Source organism: Gammaproteobacteria bacterium, assembly GCA_021647245.1.
Taxonomy (GTDB): domain Bacteria; phylum Pseudomonadota; class Gammaproteobacteria; order RBG-16-57-12; family RBG-16-57-12; genus JAFLJP01.
On the sequence record JAKIVC010000048.1, the window covers coordinates 1 to 17,078 of the forward strand.

A 17,078-nucleotide genomic window follows, 5' to 3' on the forward strand; every position below is an offset into this window, starting at 1 on the left:
CGCTCTGTCAGTGCTGTCGTGCCTGCTTCTGCTTCATTCATTTCTATGCTCCGTGGTGATTGAGTATCACAGGGTGGAGGGAAATGGCTCAGGTTGGTAGGGTGGGGTTGATTTGGCGCTTACGAACAAGACCCGCTTAGCTTTGAGCTGTTGCACATCAAAAGCTACCAACCAAGTCTTACCCAAGCCGGTAGCCAGTACCACCAAGCCACGCCGATAACCAGCAGCACGAGACGCTTGCAATGCCCACAGCGCCTCGGCCTGAATCTCGGTAGGCATGGCAGGCAGAAGCACCTCTTCCGGCTCACCACCAACCACCGCCCGTAACAAGACCTTGCGCCGTGCCACATAATCATCGACCCAGCCATGCGTGAGGGAAAATACTCGCTCGTCAGAAAATAGCGTTTCAAACTTGTGGTGTATTTCGGTAAATTTCGCCGACTCTGCTGGGTAATCTACGCGCAGGTTCCACTCCAAACCACGTGTCAACGCCATGTTGGAGATATTACTGGAACCGACAAAGGCACAACCACTGGAGATGGCTTCACCATCACGATGCAGAAAAATATAGGACTTGATGTGAAAGCTGGGATCACCTGCGGTAGAAAATAAGCGAATATCTGCACCACGTTCTGCCAGCAACATCAATCGCCGTAGTGCTTGCGGTTCGGTGACATCGAGGTAATCAGACGTTAATACCCGAATCAGCGCTTGACGATCCATCGCATCTTTTAACGCATCAAAGATCAAACCCAAACCGCTCTGGCGGATAAAGGCCACGGTGATGTCGATCTCTGTGGCCTGGTTGATGGCAGCGAGTAATTGGGGGAGGAAAGGGTCTGACTTTCCGCCGGTGATGAGGGAGTGGGTTGTTGGTAGGTTCATATACGGGCGGTTATCAAATATTCACGAGGTCAAGTGCGGCCCTAGGTAAGCGATATATATCACTTTCTCAGTGCTTGATACGTAAAAATGCAATCTAAAGCCGTCTTGTAATTTTACATGATTTTCACAAAATACTTTTCTACCTTTAGGCAGCCAAAACTCTCGTTCGGATTTTTTCTTTGGATCTTGCCTCACTGAAGGTGATTCGCCGCTGACCTCGGCAGAGAGTCCGCAGGTCGCTAAATGTGCATGCCGTTGAAAATCGGCATTCATATCAATATCTTTGTGCCGAATGCGTTCTATAAGAGCATCCAATGATTTTGGTTCAACTACAATATCAATGTCTGTTGGATTAAATGGCACCATGACAGGATCAAAACATTCCCCCTCAGGCTCGTTAGGGTCTGGAAGTTTGGGTTCCACCAATTTGGAGTAATTTTCGTCACTCATATCATCTTATCTTTTTTCATTATAGAGCAGCGTTTATCTAACTGACGCCATATGCTGCCAAAATCATTTTCGTTTTTGTGTAAGCAAATACAGTTAAACATCGCCCATTAAAATCCCATTCAACCACCGCTCCTGCTCTCGCCCTGGCCTGCGATCAGCCGTGACCCACAGCTCCTTTGTTGCCAGCCCATCAATCTCATCCACTAACACCCTTAACCCAATTTCATCCATGTCAGTAAACCGACGCCCCTGTTTTTCATATTCATTCTGACCATATTTGAACGAACAATAGATCACGCCTTGGGGCTTTAGTGCTCGCGCCAGCCGATGGAAAACATCGGCTAACTCTTTAGCTGGAACATGCAGTAGTGAAGCGCAAGCCCAAATACCATCAAATTGATTTTGATATTGAATATTTTGCAGGCACTGCACCGAGACCGGGTGCCCAATCTCTTTTTCTGCCAGTGCGGCAATCTTGGCAGAGGCATCGAAGGCGGTGACTTGATAGCCCTGTTCGATGAACTGTTTTGCATCCCGCCCAGAGCCACAACCGGCATCCAGAATATGTGCTTGCTTTGGCAACAACGGCAGGAATCGTTGATAGAGTGGTTGCATATCGAGCAAACGGGTTGATTCAACAAAGGCTGCAGCATTATTTTCGTAGTAGTCCATTATTTATGCCGTAACGCTTATATTGTGTCAGCACCGAGAGCAGAAACAGCTCGGTAACCTTTCGTCAGCCAGCTATAGCGAAGCGCAAACGTCTCATGGCGGCCAAAGGCGGCTTTAGTCGGATTAAATAACATCAACGCTTCCTTCCATCGAGTTCTTGCGATGAAAATAGGGGTAGCGTAGAACCGCTACGCCCCTCAAGAAACAGCCCCACATTATTGAGAAACCACTGCTTCAAATTCATCCCCTCATCACCCAGCGCATCATACAACGCTTGCTTCAATTTAGGGTCAATCTCAACGACAATTCGCCCACTAGTGCCTTTAGCCATCTATCCAATCCTCACAACGACCTGCGTGTTATGTAACATGAAATATGTTACATAATGGCACGCCAGATGACAAAACAATACTCATATATCAATCAGAGAGATGATAACGTCAAAATCTAGGTATAGTGATAGGAAAAATGTTTCGCACTCGTAGCCTACATTTCATCCTCAAACCAGTATTTTCACCCATATCGGCCTTGATTCCACCACTTGTACTGTCCTGGGGGGTGGAGGTTTGATATTCTGTTCTGTTGCCATGGGCATCTTGCAGTTTTTAGTGGAGTTGGCCGGTATTTGCGGGGACTCCAAGAGGCAATTTAAAATACAAAGTCAAATACATTTCAATAACATAAGCAGTGCAATAGCATGAGTTCTAAAGAAAAAAACAAGCCACATACCCCGATGATGATGCAGTATTTGCGTATTAAGGGGGAGCATCCTGATATTTTGCTCTTCTATCGCATGGGTGATTTTTATGAGCTGTTTTTTGATGATGCACGCAAGGCATCCAAGTTGCTGGATATCACCCTCACTGCGCGGGGTCAATCTGCCGGCGAGCCTATTCCTATGGCGGGCATACCCTACCACGCGGCTGAAGGGTATCTGGCCAAGCTGGTGCGCCGAGGGGAGTCGGTTGCCATCTGCGAGCAAGTGGGTGATCCTGCGACCAGTAAAGGCCCGGTAGAGCGCAAAGTTGTGCGTATTCTGACCCCGGGCACTCTTACCGATGAGGCGTTATTGGATGAGCGCCGCGACAATTTGCTGGCAGCGGCGCACCAGGTGGGGGATCAGCTCGGGCTCGTTACGCTGGATGTCAGTAGTGGTCGTTTTTACGCCATGCAGCTCAATAGTATGGAGGCTTTGGTCAATGAGTTGGCGCGTCTGCAGCCGGCTGAACTCTTACTGAGCGAGGAGTTCCCCCGTTCAGCGTTAAGTGAGCAGAGCGGCATCCGCAATCAAGCCCCATGGAATTTTGAACTGGAGACGGCTACCCGTTTGCTGGCCAATCAGTTTGGTACTAAAGATTTGGCCGGTTTTGGTTGTGAGGATATGCCCGCCGCTATCGCTGCGGCAGGCTGCCTGCTCAACTATATAAAGGAGACCCAACGCACCACGTTGCCACATATTCATGCGCTGCGGGTTGAGTCACAAGATGATGCTATCCAGCTGGATAGCGCCACGCGCCGGAATTTGGAGCTGGAATATAACCTCTCCGGCGGGCAGGAGCATACGCTGGCCTGGGTAATGGATCATACGGCCACCGCGATGGGCAGTCGCACGCTGCGCCGCTGGATCAATCGCCCGCTGCGTGATCAGTCGCTATTACAGCAGCGCCATCAAGTGATCGGCACGCTGTTGCAAGCGAGCCGCTATATCGACCTGCATCAGATATTATGCCGTGTTGGTGATGTGGAGCGCATTCTTGCCCGCGTTGCACTCCGCAGCGCCCGCCCGAGGGATCTCATGCAACTTGGCTCTGCCCTGGAGCAACTACCCGCTATTCAGCAGCTGCTATCCAACCTTGATACCCGGCTACTATGCGAGCTGTTAGATGAAATAGGCCAGCATCCGGAAACAACCGATCTTTTGCAACGCGCCATTATCGATAATCCACCGATGCTGATTCGTGACGGAGGAGTCATCGCCCCAGGTTACAACGCTGAGCTGGACCAGCTACGCACATTGAAAGAGAACGCCGGGCAATACTTGGTCGATCTGGAGCAGCGTGAAAAAACCCGCACCGGCATCGCCACGCTAAAAGTCAGCTATAACCGGGTACACGGCTACTATATTGAAGTCAGTAAAGGGCAGTCTGACAATGTACCCGCCGACTATCAGCGCCGCCAGACCCTTAAAAATGCCGAACGCTATATCACACCAGAGCTTAAGCGCTTCGAAGACCAGGTTTTAAGTGCTAAAGAGCGTGCTCTCAGTAAAGAGAAAGCGCTTTATGAGGCGTTGTTAGAGACTCTCAATCAACAGTTGGCGGAGCTGCAACTCTGTGCCAGCGCACTGGCACAGTTGGATGCGCTGAATAATCTGGCAGAACGGGCAGAGAGGCTGAACCTTAGCTGCCCGCAGATGAGCAACCAACCCGGCATCAACATCACAGCCGGTCGCCACCCGGTGGTGGAGCAAGTATTGGATGCTCCTTTCATTCCTAACGACACCGTGCTGAGCCATGAGCGCTGCATGTTGCTCATTACCGGCCCCAACATGGGGGGGAAGTCCACCTATATGCGGCAAGTGGCACTGATTTCGCTACTGGCTTATATTGGCAGCTATGTTCCCGCAAAAGCCGCCACATTAGGGCCCATTGACCGCATCTTCACCCGCATTGGTGCCTCAGATGATTTGGCCAGTGGTCGCTCGACGTTTATGGTCGAGATGACTGAAACCGCCAATATTCTGCACAATGCAACCCCGCAAAGTCTCGTTTTAATGGATGAAGTCGGGCGTGGAACCAGCACTTTTGATGGCCTTTCGCTGGCCTGGGCCTGTGCTGAACAGTTGGCCCGCAGTGTTAAAGCCTTCACTCTGTTCTCCACCCACTACTTCGAACTCACCACCCTGCCCGAGCAGCATAGCAATGTGGTTAATGTACACCTGGATGCCGTAGAGCACGGCAACCGTATTGTCTTTATGCACTCGGTTAAAGAGGGGCCTGCAAATAAGAGCTATGGCTTGCAAGTGGCCGCACTGGCCGGGGTACCTGAGCATGTTATTCGCAATGCCAAGCAGAAGCTGCACCAGCTGGAGGGAGAGAACCCGCAAAATGTGGCACCGCCACCGCAACAAATTTCACTTTTCGCCGCAGAGCCGCCCCACCCGGCTATTGCACAATTGGATAAAGTGAGTGTCGATAAACTCACCCCACGGGATGCAATTAATCTGCTTTATGACTTAAAAAAACTGCTGTAATCAACTACTTAACACAAAATGTATTATTTTTTTAGGTGAAATATAAAACCGTAAGTTGTTAAATTTTTATTAAAAACACCTTGCGACCACCGCCAGCAGTTGCTATCTTTCTCAACATGAACGACAACGATATCCCTTTAGATCCGCCAAAGCGCCGCGCTTGGATCAAGTACCGACTTGAAATAGCCGGTTACACACTCAGCTCGCTTGCCAGAGAGCTCGGCGTTAGCCGGCACGCTCCAAAGCTGGCACTGGATCGACCCTACCCACGGATGGAGCGCGCAATTGCCGAAAAGATTGGCATACCTGCCCACGAAATATGGAAAGAGCGTTACAATGAAAAGGGGCTACCTAATCGCACCATTGGCCGGCCCCGTAAAGTGAAAGAGACCAGCTCCGCCTCCTAACCCGGGTAATTGATAAACCCGACACTCTCTTTTGCCTCCTCTATCAATTTAACCGGGTTAAAGTGCGATTTTTTCGTAACACCCTAGGCTAACCAGCCGCCCTCAAACCAATCACCAAAAACAGATGAACGCGCCACCTCCCTCGTGTGATGGCGGGGTCAGAAGATAGATCGCTTACCTCTGCTGTTCTGTCAACCAAAAACCGGGGTTATTCACAACTTTTTTCCACAGCGCCCTTTTCATCGAGTAAACAGAAAAAAATCATCAAACAGTGCATTGACTTATCTATCCTACTGAATGTTATAGTAAAATTTAAGTGTCTATTTTTTGATCAATTTAACATTTCTGTAATAATGGCGGGGCTTGCCGGCCCTTTCACACATTTAATCCACAAAGTTATCCACAGCTTTTGTGGAAAACTTTTTTTTCCTTTACAGGGCCACGAGTTAGCATTATTTATCTTCCGTGGGTGCTCTTTTGGAATGCATTTAAATCACGCTGATTCTCATCAAAGTTGGGGGTTAAATTGCCCGCTTAATGTTTTCAGGTTTTGCTTGCTCAACGGGAAAAGGATGGTCATTTTTCATATTGGCTTTGCGGTTGAAAATGAGCCCATCCAAAAGAGAAACGAAGGGTTGTCTGGTCGCTGCTGCTGCACCGAAACCAACGGATTTTCCCTAATCCCCCGATAGAAGCGCGAGATGATGTGTAAGATATTGGTTTCACAGTGAAACTAAAAATATTAGTCGCACCCGCAGGTTCGGCGGCTATTTTTTGTTTTGCTGTGGAATCAAGAGCTTGTGCAGCATACGTGTTTCTATCGGGGGATTAGGGATTTTGAGTTGGGTATGAAAAAAACCGGAATAACGCTATAATGCGCCGCTTCGTAGCCCATTTTAACTCTTGCACCTGAACTACAACCAAAGAAGATTAAGTTGTAATTATGCCGAAACAAAAAATTAGCGACAAAGTACTCCGCACACGGGTAAAACTGCTGGGCACCTTGCTGGGCAATGTCATCCGTGGCCAGGCTGGTGAGCGCGTTTTCCATGCAGTGGAGAGCCTGCGCAAAGGCTTCCTCAATCTGCGTAATAAAGAGAGTGCCCACACCCGTAAACGCATGAACGAGCTGATCGAGGGGCTGGATCCCGCAACGGTAACCCATGTGGTCAGGGCATTCAGCATCTACTTCAGCCTGGTCAACATTGCGGAAGAAGAGTTTCAACACATCCAGCGCCGCAAAACGGTTAAAGCGGCGGCACCTCTCTGGACCGGCTCCTTCGACGACACTATTCGCACCTTGTATCAACAGGGGGTTAAGCTTGAGCAGCTGGAGACACTCTTAAATGGTCTCGCCTATATCCCGGTCATCACCGCTCACCCTACTGAAGCAAAGCGTCGCACAATATTAGAGACCCAGCGCCGCATTTTTATCACCATCAAACAGCTGGATGATCCGCGCCTGAATAAATATCAGCACCAAGAGGTGGTTAAGGAGATTGAAACCGGTATTCGCCAGCTCTGGTTAACTGACGAAGTACGCTCTACTCGCCCCAAGGTGACTGATGAAATAAAAAATGGACTCTACTTTTTTAAAGAGAGCCTGTTTGATGCCATTCCACAAAGCTATCGCCACCTGGAAAAGGCCATTAAACGTCACTATGGCAGTGAGCTGATCGGCAAACCGCTTGAGATACCGAGCATCATCAAGTTTGGCTCATGGATTGGTGGTGACCGCGATGGCAACCCCAACGTGAAACCTGAAACCACCGAAATGGCGTTGCGGATGCAGACACGCCAGGTATTAGATGCATATATTCCCCGAGTCAACGAGCTGATCCATCTCCTGACCCATTCGAGCAATCTTTGTCATTTCTCAGAGCCACTACTCAGCAGCATTGCAGATGACGATACGCGCTATTCAGAGCGGGCCTTTGCCGGTAAGCTGGATCGTTTCAAAACTGAGCCTTATCGTCGCAAAGTTGAGATCATGCGCTATCGTTTGAGCTGCAATCTGGCCGCTACCGAGGCTAAACTTGCCGATAGCACCCTGAACAGCAGCGAGCATGACCGCTACGCCTCTGAAAGTGAATTCCTGAGTGACCTCTATCTGCTTCGCGAGTCACTCATTGCCAATGGAGATCAAGCGATAGCCGATGGCAAACTGAAAGATCTGATCTATCTGGCCGAAACATTTGGCTTCTATCTGTTGAAGCTGGATATTCGCCAAGAGTCCACGCGCCACTCAGAAGCTGTCGCGGAGATATTAAAGACAACACTGGACTACAATGCACTCTCGGAAGATGAGCGTATCGACTCACTGGCCAAGCTGATCGCCACCGGAGAAGGTAGTAAAGCAATTTCAGATATTGACCTCACTCGTTACAGTGAGCCGACCCAGGAGACACTGCGTGTTTTTGAGGTGATGCAAAATATGCGCGAAGAGGTGAGCCCCAAGGCGTTTGGTGCTTACATTATTTCAATGACACACCAAGCCTCCCACATCATGGAGGTGATGTATCTTGCACACTTGGCGGGGCTGACAGGCTACCGAGATGGCAATGCTTTTTGTGATTTACAAGTCGGCCCACTGTTTGAAACCATCGAAGACCTCAAACACATCGAACCGGTCATGGAAAAGCTGCTTAATAATAGTGTGTATGGTGAGTTACTCAAAGCCTCGGGCAACTTGCAAGAGGTGATGCTGGGGTATTCCGATTCTTGTAAAGATGGCGGCATTCTCTCCTCCGCCTGGAGCCTCTACAAGGCACAAAAACAGATCACCACACTGGCGGCGGCGCGCAACATCCAAATCCGCCTCTTCCATGGTCGTGGCGGTACCGTTGGCCGTGGTGGCGGCCCAACCCACGAGGCGATTCTCTCTCAACCCAATGGCACCGTGGGTGGTGAAATTAAATTTACTGAGCAAGGTGAAGTGCTGTCATTCAAATACAGTAATGTTGAGACGGCGGTGTATGAGCTGACCATGGGGGTAACCGGCCTGATAAAAGCGAGCCGCAGCCTGATTGAAAAGCCTGCCGAAGATAATTCGCAATACCTCGAAATCATGGATGAAGTCGCCATCATGGGCGAACAGACTTACCGCGAAATAACGGATCATACGCCCGGTTTTCTTGACTACTTCTACGAAGCCACACCGCTGAGTGAAATTGCGATGATGAATATAGGCTCGCGCCCCTCACATCGGAAAAAAGGTGATCGTTCAAAAAGCTCAGTACGTGCTATCGCCTGGGTATTTGCCTGGTCACAATCGCGCCAAACCCTGCCCGCATGGCTCGGCATTGGCAGCGCACTCAGCAACTGGTCGCAAGGTGATGAAGCCCGTGAGAAGAAACTACACGAAATGTACCAACAGTGGCCCTTTTTTCGCGTACTGATGAGCAACACACAAATGGCACTCTTCAAGGCTGATGCCGCTATCGCCAAGAAATATTCAACACTGTGCATTGATCCCGCCACCGGTGAACGGATCTACACATTGATCCGTGATGAGCTGAAATTAACCACTGATAACGTACTGCAAGTGGCTAACAACGAATACCTGATGGAAGAGAACCCCTCCTTGGCACTCTCTTTATCACGCCGCAACCCCTACCTGGATCCGTTAAACCATATACAGGTGACACTGATTAAACGCTACCGCGATGAATCAACATCAGATGAAGCGCGTGAAGTATGGCTTAGCCCGTTACTTCGTTCAATCAACGCCATTGCCGCAGGCATGCGAAATACCGGTTAACCAGGCTTTATTAATGCTTGGTGGCACCCCCAACAGAGCAGGTTGAAGATGAAATTATTTAATGATTTTTTACCCATCATTCTCTTCTTTGTCGTCTACAAAATGTACGACATCTACACCGCTACAGCCGTCGCTATTGTTGCCGCAATCGTTCAGGCAGCGTTTTTTTATAGCAAGTACCGCAAGCTGGAAAAGATGCACTACATCAACGTCGGCATGTTGGTTCTGTTTGGTGGCGCGACCCTACTGTTTCAAAATGAAGCGTTTATCATGTGGAAGCCGACCGTCATTAACTGGCTGCTGGCCGCTGTCCTGCTGGGAAGTCACTTCATTGGTGAAAAAACAGTGATGCAGCGCCTCATGGGTAGCGCCCTCACCCTGCCCCAAACAATCTGGAGCCGAATCAATATCAGCTGGATACTTTTTTTCCTGCTCTCTGGCGCACTCAACATCTACGTTGCATTCAACTACGACACCGATACATGGGTCAATTTCAAACTGTTCGGAATGCTAGGAATAACTGTGGTTTTCATGATTGCACAGGGGCTCTACCTCTCTCGATACCTGAAAGAAGAGCCGCCGCCGCTTAAGAGTGAGGAGTGAGCGGTGCTCTACGCCATCATCGCTGAAGATCGTCCCGACACATTGCAACAGCGGCTATCGGCGCGCCCTGCCCACTTGGCACATTTGCAAGCCCTTCAGGATAAGGGGAGATTGATTTTAGCGGGCCCGCACCCGGCTATCGATAGCAGTGACCCCGGTGAAGCAGGCTTCACTGGCAGCCTGATTGTTGCTGAATTTCCGACACTCGAGGCAGCAAAAGCGTGGGCCGCCACCGACCCCTACTTAGCCGCAGGTGTTTTTAGCGCTGTCACCGTAAAGCCCTTTAAACAGGTATTTCCAGCATGAGCAACCGTATCGAACGCATCACCGCCGCGCTAGAGGCCGCCTATAAACCGTGTGTGCTCGAAGTGATTGATGACAGTCACCAGCACGCAGGCCATGCTAGTGCTGGCGGTAAAGGGCATTTTACGATTAAAATCATTGCCGATGCCTTTCGTGAGCAGTCACTGATTCAACGCCACCGCATGATCCACACTACCTTGGCGGAGTTGCTCGAAAGTGACATTCACGCCATTAGCATCAAAGCCCGCGCACCAGAATAATAAATAGTTAACCCATGGATACAAAAGGATCTTAAATGAAACTAATTAGCCATCGCGTTATTTTCACGACCGCTCTACTGTTAAGCATGCCACTTCACGCCAGTGAAGGCGATGTCATTGCAACGGTCAACGGTAGCCCTGTCACCATCAAACAGCTCAACACCTATGCCCAAATACGTCAATCACAAGGGCAAGCGGAGCAACTGCCTGAGCAGATGATTCTGGATGAGGTGATCAACCGTGAGCTCATCACTCAGGATGCCATCAAACGCAGCTTCAATAAGGATGAGTCGTTCACCGCAGCCCTACAAGAGCAAACAAGCAACCTGCTGGCCGCCTACACCATTCAGAAAATCATCCAGGATGGAGGTGAAATCGATGATGCCACTCTACGCAGCGAATATGACGCCTATGTCGCCACACAGAGCGATCTTGAATACCGCGCCAGGCACATTTTATTAGATAACGAGGCGACTGCCGCCGCCATTATCAGCGAACTGGATAGTGGAAAAGATTTCTCCAAGCTGGCCGAAGAGAAGTCGACTGGCCCTTCCGCCACTGAGGGTGGCTCTTTGGGCTGGTTCCGGCCTGAGCAGATGATACCTGAGTTTTCCGATGTGCTGATCACCCTCAAGCCTGGTCAATACAGTGATCAACCCGTCAAAACACAGTTCGGCTGGCATATTATCCTGCTGGAAGAGACGCGCAAACAACCGGCTCCCACTTTTGACAGCATGCGTGAAGGGTTGAAAAACAACCTGATTAGCCAGCGAGTGCAAAACTACATTAAAAGCCTTCGCAATAGCGCCAATATTGTAATCAACGAAAAATAGTTACACTATCCCCAGGAGGATGGGGGCACTACAAACGAATAGCGCTTTGTGGTGCCATCTGTTATAAATATTTCATGGCATGTTTGGTAATTGTGCAGGGGTTCGTTAATCAGGCAGGGATGTAGATGATTTAAGTAAGTTAATACCCCAATTTATATACTACTTGGTATACAATAGCACCGGTATCGCAACTCAACTGCGATTTTCATATTATCACTCAGAAATGGCGCACAAAAATGAATCCAATGAAACTGCTTGTTATTGAGGATGATGAGAGCCTGAGAAATATGCTTTCAGAGTACCTCACTATCAAAGGCAGTCAGGTCGATACCGCAGGCGATGGCATTACCGGCCTGCACCTTGCTGTTGTTAACGACTACGATGCGCTCATTATTGACCTCACCCTGCCCGGTATCGATGGCTTGGAGATCACCTCAAAACTACGTAACGAAGCCCACAAAGCCACACCTATTCTGATGCTAACCGGGCGAGGCACCCTTGATGATAAACTCACCGGCTTTAGTAAGGGTGCGGACGACTATCTGGTGAAACCATTCGAGCTCGAAGAGCTGTTTGTGCGGCTACACGCTCTTTGCAAGCGGCAATCCAAATCAATCATTCGTCAGCATGAGCTTTCGGTGGGGAATTTGACACTTAATACAGAGACAATGGAAGTGTACCGCGAGAAGAGACGTATTGAGCTCACCTCTACCAACCTGCGGCTGTTAGAGGTTTTAATGCGCAAAGCGCCCCATGTCGTTAAACATGCCGAGCTGGAGAGATCACTGTGGGGAGACAACCCACCCGACAGTAGCTCACTGCGCACTCACATACACTACCTGCGGGATGCCCTCGACAAACCTTTTGACGGCGCAATGCTAAACACTGTACATGGCATCGGCTATCGCCTCTCACCGCTGAGTAATCCGGCGCCTGACACTCGCCCTATAAAAACCAGCCGTAACAGCTCCACAGCATAAACACCAAGAGAGATAATCCGTTAAGAGGGGCGTGATGGCATGTTCCGGCTTACGCCGGACACACCCTTAAGCCGCTACATATTATCCAAAATAGCCTTTTTAACCTCTTCCAGCGTTGCGCCAGTCGTAATCATAGGTGCGCTGCTCTGAGCAATTGCCGTATCTGGATCTTTCAGACCATGCCCCGTTAAGGTGCAGACAATTTTGCTACCCTGTGGAATCTTCCCTGATTTAATATCACGCATGGCACCCGCTAATGAAGTGGCTGATGCCGGTTCGCAGAAAATCCCTTCTTTCTCTGCCAACAGCTTCTGCGCCGCTAGAATCTCTTCATCTGTACACTCATCAAACCAGCCATTTGACTCCTCTTTTACCTGCCACGCCTTATCCCAGGATTGTGGATGGCCGATACGAATTGCGGTGGCAACCGTTTCAGGCACATCAACCATTTCACCACGCATAAAGGGGGCAGAACCTGCGGCTTGATAGCCCAGCATACGAGGTGTGGCATTCACAATGCCGTGCTCTTTATATTCGGTATAACCCATCCAATGCGCGGTGATATTACCGGCATTACCCACTGGCAGACAGTGGAAGTCAGGTGCCCCACCCAGCTCTTCCATGATCTCAAAAGCGGCGGTTTTTTGGCCTTCCAGGCGATAAGGGTTAATCGAGTTAACGATGGTAACCGGTGCGTGTGAAGCCACCTCTTTAACCAGCTGCATCCCCTCATCAAAGTTACCTTTAATCTGAATAACCACCGCACCGTGCATCATCGCTTGCGAGAGCTTACCCAGCGCAATTTTCCCTTCGGGTATCAAGACAAATGCGGTAATTCCCGCACGGGCGGCATACGCGGCAGCCGCCGCAGACGTATTACCGGTTGAGGCACAAATAATCGCCTTGGCACCCTCTTCAACCGCCTTGGTCACGGCCATGGTCATGCCACGATCTTTAAACGATCCCGTCGGATTCAGCCCTTCGTATTTAACATATATTTCAACATTTTTACCCAACTCACGGGGGATGGTGCTCAATTTGATCAGCGGTGTATTACCTTCACCCAGGCTGATCAGGCGAGTGTCATCGTTGACGGGCAAGCGGTCACGATACTTATCTATCAAACCCGTATAGCGACTATTAAATGGCATATCTATATTCCTCTTTTAATCTTTTCTGTGATGAGGTCCAGCCGCTTGAGATGGCAACACCTTGCACGACTCATATTTCCTACTGACGCTCAGAGACCTTTAGCCCAATGATTCCATGCGAATACGCATCACTTCCCCAGTAATAGCTGCCAGAGACTCGATGGCGTTAATCGCATCATTCATGCACTTCTCTTGTACCTTGTGAGTCAGCATAATGATGTTGGCATTACACTCGCCCTCAGCAGGCTCTTGCTGAATCATCGCCTCAATGCTAATACCCCGGTCACCCAAAATTTGGGTTAACTCTGCCAATACACCGGGTCGATCAGCCGCACAGATTCTCAGGTAGTAACTGGTCTCTACTTCGCCCATATCCAAAATAGCAATATCGCGCATTGCATCACTCTGGAAGGCGAGGTGAGGCACACGACTCTCAACGGCTGCATCCAAGGTTCGCACCACGTCAACCACATCAGCAATAACCGCAGACGCGGTAGGCTCAGCTCCCGCGCCAGGGCCGTAATAGAGGGTAGGCCCAACTGCATCGCCCTGCACCAGCACCGCATTCATCACCCCATCAACATTGGCAATCAGACGACGTTCGGGAATAAGGGTAGGATGCACACGCAGCTCAACGCCCTTTTCAGTGCGACGCGAAATTCCTAAGTGCTTAATGCGATAGCCTAGCTTCTCGGCACACTCAACATCTTCACGGGTTATTTTAGTAATGCCCTCGGTGTAGACTTTATCAAACTGTAGCGGCATACCAAAAGCAATCGAGGCGAGAATCGTCAGCTTATGCGCCGCATCAATCCCTTCAACATCGAAAGTAGGATCGGCTTCGGCATAACCCAGACGCTGTGCTTCGGCTAAAACGTCCGCAAAGTCAGTGCCGTTATCGCGCATTTCGGTGAGGATGAAATTGCCAGTACCATTAATAATACCGGCCAACCACTCAATACGATTTGCCGACAACCCCTCACGCACCGCCTTGATAATCGGGATACCACCGGCAACAGCGGCCTCATAGGCCACTGTCACCCCTTTTGCTTCTGCCGCCGCAAAAATAATATTTCCATGTTTAGCAATCAACGCCTTGTTAGCCGTTACCACATGCTTTCCCTGCGCAATGGCAGACAACACCAGTTCACGAGCCAGACTATCACCACCGATCAGCTCAACAACAATCTGAACCTCCGGATCATTGACCACATCTGCCGGGTTGGTGGTTAATTTAATACCCGTGGTATCACAAATGCGAGGCTTATCCAGATCACGTGCCGCTGCATGTACCACGGTAATCTCTTTGCCCGCACGGCGGCTGATCTCCTCAGCATTCCGTTTTAATATATTAACGGTACCACCGCCCACAGTACCCAGCCCCAACAGACCTATCTTCACCTGACTCACTAACCCCTCCTCATTAACCAAAACTTGGCATACGCTGTTATTTGTTTGGCCTGGATAATTTGTCCAGATCAAGATTAATCATCAATCAGTCCATCTTTACGAAACATATCACGAATTCCTCGCACGGCCTGGCGAGTACGGTGTTCATTCTCAATCAGCCCAAAGCGCACATGGTCATCGCCATATTCACCAAAACCGACCCCCGGTGAGACCGCTACTTTAGCCTCTTCCAGTAACTTTTTGGAAAACTCCAGCGATCCCATCTGTTTATACTTATCAGGAATCGGTGCCCAGACAAACATGGTTGCCTTCGGTTTTTCTACCCTCCAACCAATGCTGTTAAGACCCTCACACAATACATCGCGGCGCAGGCGATAAGTATCACAAATCTCCTGCACGCACTCTTGCGGGCCTTCGAGTGCTTCGATGGCCGCCACTTGTACCGGGGTAAACATGCCGTAATCTAGGTAGGACTTCATACGCGATAGCGCCCCCACTAGGGTGGGGTTACCCACCATAAAGCCAACCCGCCAGCCCGGCATATTGTAGCTTTTTGATAGGGTAAAAAACTCAACAGCAACCTCTTTTGCCCCTTCAACCTGCATAATTGAGGGCGCTTTATAACCATCAAACACAATATCCGCATAGGCCAGATCCTGAACTATCCAGATCCCCTGTTCTTTGGCGATCGCCACAACTTTTTCGAAAAACTCCAACTCCACACACTGAGTCGTTGGATTGCCGGGGAAGTTGAGTACCAGCATTTTTGGCTTTGGATAGCAGTCCTTTATCGCCTTCTCCAACGCATCAAAAAAATTGACATCAGGTGTCATCGGTACGTGTCGAATATCTGCACCCGCAATCACAAAGCCATAAGGGTGAATGGGGTATGAAGGGTTGGGTACTAACACCGCATCACCTGGCCCCATTGTAGCTAGGGCAAGGTGTGCTAACCCCTCTTTGGAGCCGATGGTGACAATGGACTCTGTCTCCGGATCCAGATCCACATCATAACGGTTTTTATACCAGTTGCAGATGGCTCGCCGCAGGCGCGGAATCCCTTTCGAGACCGAATAACGATGTGTATCACTCCGCTGCGCCACCTCAACCAGCTTATCCACAATGTGGGGTGGGGTGGGTTGATCGGGGTTACCCATGCCAAAGTCAATAATATCTTCACCGCGAGCACGGGCCTGCGCCTTCAAGTCGCCCACAATATTGAATACATAAGGAGGCAATCTTTTAATTCTTGAAAATTCGTCCATCAATGGCTTAACTCGATATTAAAAATAATTATGAGTGATTGTTTTTGTGGGCTTGGGTGACCGCCACGCCGCACGCTGATTTTGCAATTTTATTAAATACCCGAGTGAGCTGGCTGAAACCCACCCTCATTAACCCCCCAATAAAGCATTGCGACGAAGGAAAAAATGAGATTACAGCCCAACTCATAGATGATTTTGGGTAAAACGATAGATTTTAACCTAGATAACCGGGTTATCACAGTTTAACATGGTGCTCTCAGCATAAAAATCCAACAATTCAGGTTAATTCATGCAGATTCATCAAGAGACCAACCTCGCAGCTATTACTATTCGACGTTACCAACAGGGGTGTGTCGATATCGTCCATCCGATCACTGAGCGTGATGAAGATGAAAAACCCATCATCAACCAGCAGCAACTCACTCGTAGCGCCGTCATTATGGGTGCAACGCTCATTGAAGAGTGGCCAGTCGAGAATATAGAAGCACTTAAAGCCGAACACTTGGAAAAGGTGCTCTCACTCGAACCAGAAGTTATTTTGGTGGGTACCGGTGATAAGCTGAGTTTTCCATCCCCCCACTGCGCTGAGGCAATATTGCAACAAGGTGTTGGCGTGGAGTATATGGATATCGGTGCCGCCTGCCGCACCTACAACATTCTAACGGCAGAAGGGCGACATGTCGCAGTGGCACTTATCTTGGGCGGTGATGGCAAAAGCACCTAGTACTCCTCCAAGGTGATATTGCCTAATACGGAATTGCCATCATTAATTAACACTTGTCATGAGTGATGCACGGATAAAGTTGCTTCAGTTTTATTCGTGCATCTTCTGTCGTAAAGCGCCAA

Annotated in this window: 16 protein-coding genes; 9 read left to right on the top strand and 7 right to left on the bottom strand. The window is 49.5% G+C overall.

All coding sequences use genetic code 11. The features are described from left to right. Nucleotides 1-66: 66 nt before the first annotated feature. The 4 genes from L3J94_11520 to L3J94_11535 form a co-directional block, all read right to left on the bottom strand. Nucleotides 67-885 (bottom strand): phospholipase D-like domain-containing protein, encoded by an 819-nt coding sequence (locus tag L3J94_11520; GenBank protein MCF6219356.1) that lies wholly within the window; start codon nt 883-885, stop codon nt 67-69. Nucleotides 886-906: 21 nt separating this feature from the next. Further along, complete coding sequence (locus tag L3J94_11525; GenBank protein ID MCF6219357.1) at nt 907-1,335, bottom strand: hypothetical protein; 429 nt, start codon at nt 1,333-1,335, stop codon at nt 907-909. A 93-nt stretch (nt 1,336-1,428) separates the two neighbouring features. After that, nucleotides 1,429-2,007, bottom strand: a complete 579-nt coding sequence (locus tag L3J94_11530) for a class I SAM-dependent methyltransferase (GenBank protein ID MCF6219358.1) — start codon at nt 2,005-2,007, stop codon at nt 1,429-1,431. A gap of 133 nt (nt 2,008-2,140) precedes the next feature. Beyond that, a complete protein-coding gene (locus L3J94_11535; GenBank protein ID MCF6219359.1) occupies nt 2,141-2,338 on the bottom strand; it encodes a hypothetical protein in 198 nt (65 codons plus the stop codon). Between the two features lie 366 nt (nt 2,339-2,704). On the opposite strand from L3J94_11535, the gene mutS reads away from it, so the two are divergent. From mutS to L3J94_11575, 8 genes are all read left to right on the top strand, one after another. Then, entirely contained in the window at nt 2,705-5,260 is a 2,556-nt protein-coding gene (mutS, locus tag L3J94_11540; protein ID MCF6219360.1) for a DNA mismatch repair protein MutS, read from the top strand. Between the two features lie 116 nt (nt 5,261-5,376). Further along, a complete protein-coding gene (locus L3J94_11545) occupies nt 5,377-5,667 on the top strand; it encodes a helix-turn-helix domain-containing protein (GenBank protein MCF6219361.1) in 291 nt (96 codons plus the stop codon). A 943-nt stretch (nt 5,668-6,610) separates the two neighbouring features. Continuing rightward, nucleotides 6,611-9,427, top strand: a complete 2,817-nt coding sequence (gene ppc / locus L3J94_11550; GenBank protein ID MCF6219362.1) for a phosphoenolpyruvate carboxylase — start codon at nt 6,611-6,613, stop codon at nt 9,425-9,427. A gap of 48 nt (nt 9,428-9,475) precedes the next feature. After that, nucleotides 9,476-10,030, top strand: coding sequence for a septation protein A (locus L3J94_11555; protein ID MCF6219363.1), 555 nt, complete (start codon nt 9,476-9,478; stop codon nt 10,028-10,030). Between the two features lie 3 nt (nt 10,031-10,033). Then, the gene (locus L3J94_11560) at nt 10,034-10,336 is read left to right on the top strand and encodes a YciI family protein (GenBank protein ID MCF6219364.1); all 303 of its coding nucleotides are present in this window, start codon (nt 10,034-10,036) and stop codon (nt 10,334-10,336) included. Continuing rightward, nucleotides 10,333-10,593: a BolA family transcriptional regulator gene (locus L3J94_11565; GenBank protein ID MCF6219365.1), complete on the top strand. Its 261-nt coding sequence runs from the start codon at nt 10,333-10,335 to the stop codon at nt 10,591-10,593. The genes L3J94_11560 and L3J94_11565 overlap by 4 nt, the downstream gene beginning before the upstream one ends. 35 nt (nt 10,594-10,628) lie before the next feature. After that, nucleotides 10,629-11,426: a peptidylprolyl isomerase gene (locus L3J94_11570; GenBank protein ID MCF6219366.1), complete on the top strand. Its 798-nt coding sequence runs from the start codon at nt 10,629-10,631 to the stop codon at nt 11,424-11,426. 245 nt (nt 11,427-11,671) lie between these two features. Beyond that, on the top strand, nt 11,672-12,406 hold the full coding sequence (locus tag L3J94_11575) for a response regulator transcription factor (GenBank protein MCF6219367.1): 735 nt from the start codon (nt 11,672-11,674) through the stop codon (nt 12,404-12,406). A 74-nt stretch (nt 12,407-12,480) separates the two neighbouring features. Here the strand turns inward: L3J94_11575 and thrC are convergent, their stop codons facing one another. The 3 genes from thrC to alaC form a co-directional block, all read right to left on the bottom strand. Further along, nucleotides 12,481-13,557: a threonine synthase gene (gene thrC, locus L3J94_11580; protein MCF6219368.1), complete on the bottom strand. Its 1,077-nt coding sequence runs from the start codon at nt 13,555-13,557 to the stop codon at nt 12,481-12,483. A gap of 99 nt (nt 13,558-13,656) precedes the next feature. Then, nucleotides 13,657-14,967: a homoserine dehydrogenase gene (locus L3J94_11585; protein ID MCF6219369.1), complete on the bottom strand. Its 1,311-nt coding sequence runs from the start codon at nt 14,965-14,967 to the stop codon at nt 13,657-13,659. Between the two features lie 74 nt (nt 14,968-15,041). Then, nucleotides 15,042-16,235 (bottom strand): alanine transaminase, encoded by a 1,194-nt coding sequence (gene alaC / locus L3J94_11590; protein ID MCF6219370.1) that lies wholly within the window; start codon nt 16,233-16,235, stop codon nt 15,042-15,044. Nucleotides 16,236-16,521: 286 nt separating this feature from the next. On the opposite strand from alaC, the gene L3J94_11595 reads away from it, so the two are divergent. Beyond that, nucleotides 16,522-16,956 (top strand): Mth938-like domain-containing protein, encoded by a 435-nt coding sequence (locus L3J94_11595; GenBank protein MCF6219371.1) that lies wholly within the window; start codon nt 16,522-16,524, stop codon nt 16,954-16,956. The last annotated feature ends 122 nt before the right edge of the window (nt 16,957-17,078 follow it).

Bases quoted from the DNA above. Each gene is read 5' to 3' on its own strand.
- L3J94_11520 (MCF6219356.1), bottom strand. From the start codon at position 885: ATGAACCTACCAACAACCCACTCCCTCATCACCGGCGGAAAGTCAGAC.
- L3J94_11525 (MCF6219357.1), bottom strand. From the start codon at position 1,335: ATGAGTGACGAAAATTACTCCAAATTGGTGGAACCCAAACTTCCAGAC.
- L3J94_11530 (MCF6219358.1), bottom strand. From the start codon at position 2,007: ATGGACTACTACGAAAATAATGCTGCAGCCTTTGTTGAATCAACCCGT.
- L3J94_11535 (MCF6219359.1), bottom strand. From the start codon at position 2,338: ATGGCTAAAGGCACTAGTGGGCGAATTGTCGTTGAGATTGACCCTAAA.
- mutS (MCF6219360.1), top strand. From the start codon at position 2,705: ATGAGTTCTAAAGAAAAAAACAAGCCACATACCCCGATGATGATGCAG.
- L3J94_11545 (MCF6219361.1), top strand. From the start codon at position 5,377: ATGAACGACAACGATATCCCTTTAGATCCGCCAAAGCGCCGCGCTTGG.
- ppc (MCF6219362.1), top strand. From the start codon at position 6,611: ATGCCGAAACAAAAAATTAGCGACAAAGTACTCCGCACACGGGTAAAA.
- L3J94_11555 (MCF6219363.1), top strand. From the start codon at position 9,476: ATGAAATTATTTAATGATTTTTTACCCATCATTCTCTTCTTTGTCGTC.
- L3J94_11565 (MCF6219365.1), top strand. From the start codon at position 10,333: ATGAGCAACCGTATCGAACGCATCACCGCCGCGCTAGAGGCCGCCTAT.
- L3J94_11570 (MCF6219366.1), top strand. From the start codon at position 10,629: ATGAAACTAATTAGCCATCGCGTTATTTTCACGACCGCTCTACTGTTA.
- L3J94_11575 (MCF6219367.1), top strand. From the start codon at position 11,672: ATGAAACTGCTTGTTATTGAGGATGATGAGAGCCTGAGAAATATGCTT.
- thrC (MCF6219368.1), bottom strand. From the start codon at position 13,557: ATGCCATTTAATAGTCGCTATACGGGTTTGATAGATAAGTATCGTGAC.
- L3J94_11595 (MCF6219371.1), top strand. From the start codon at position 16,522: ATGCAGATTCATCAAGAGACCAACCTCGCAGCTATTACTATTCGACGT.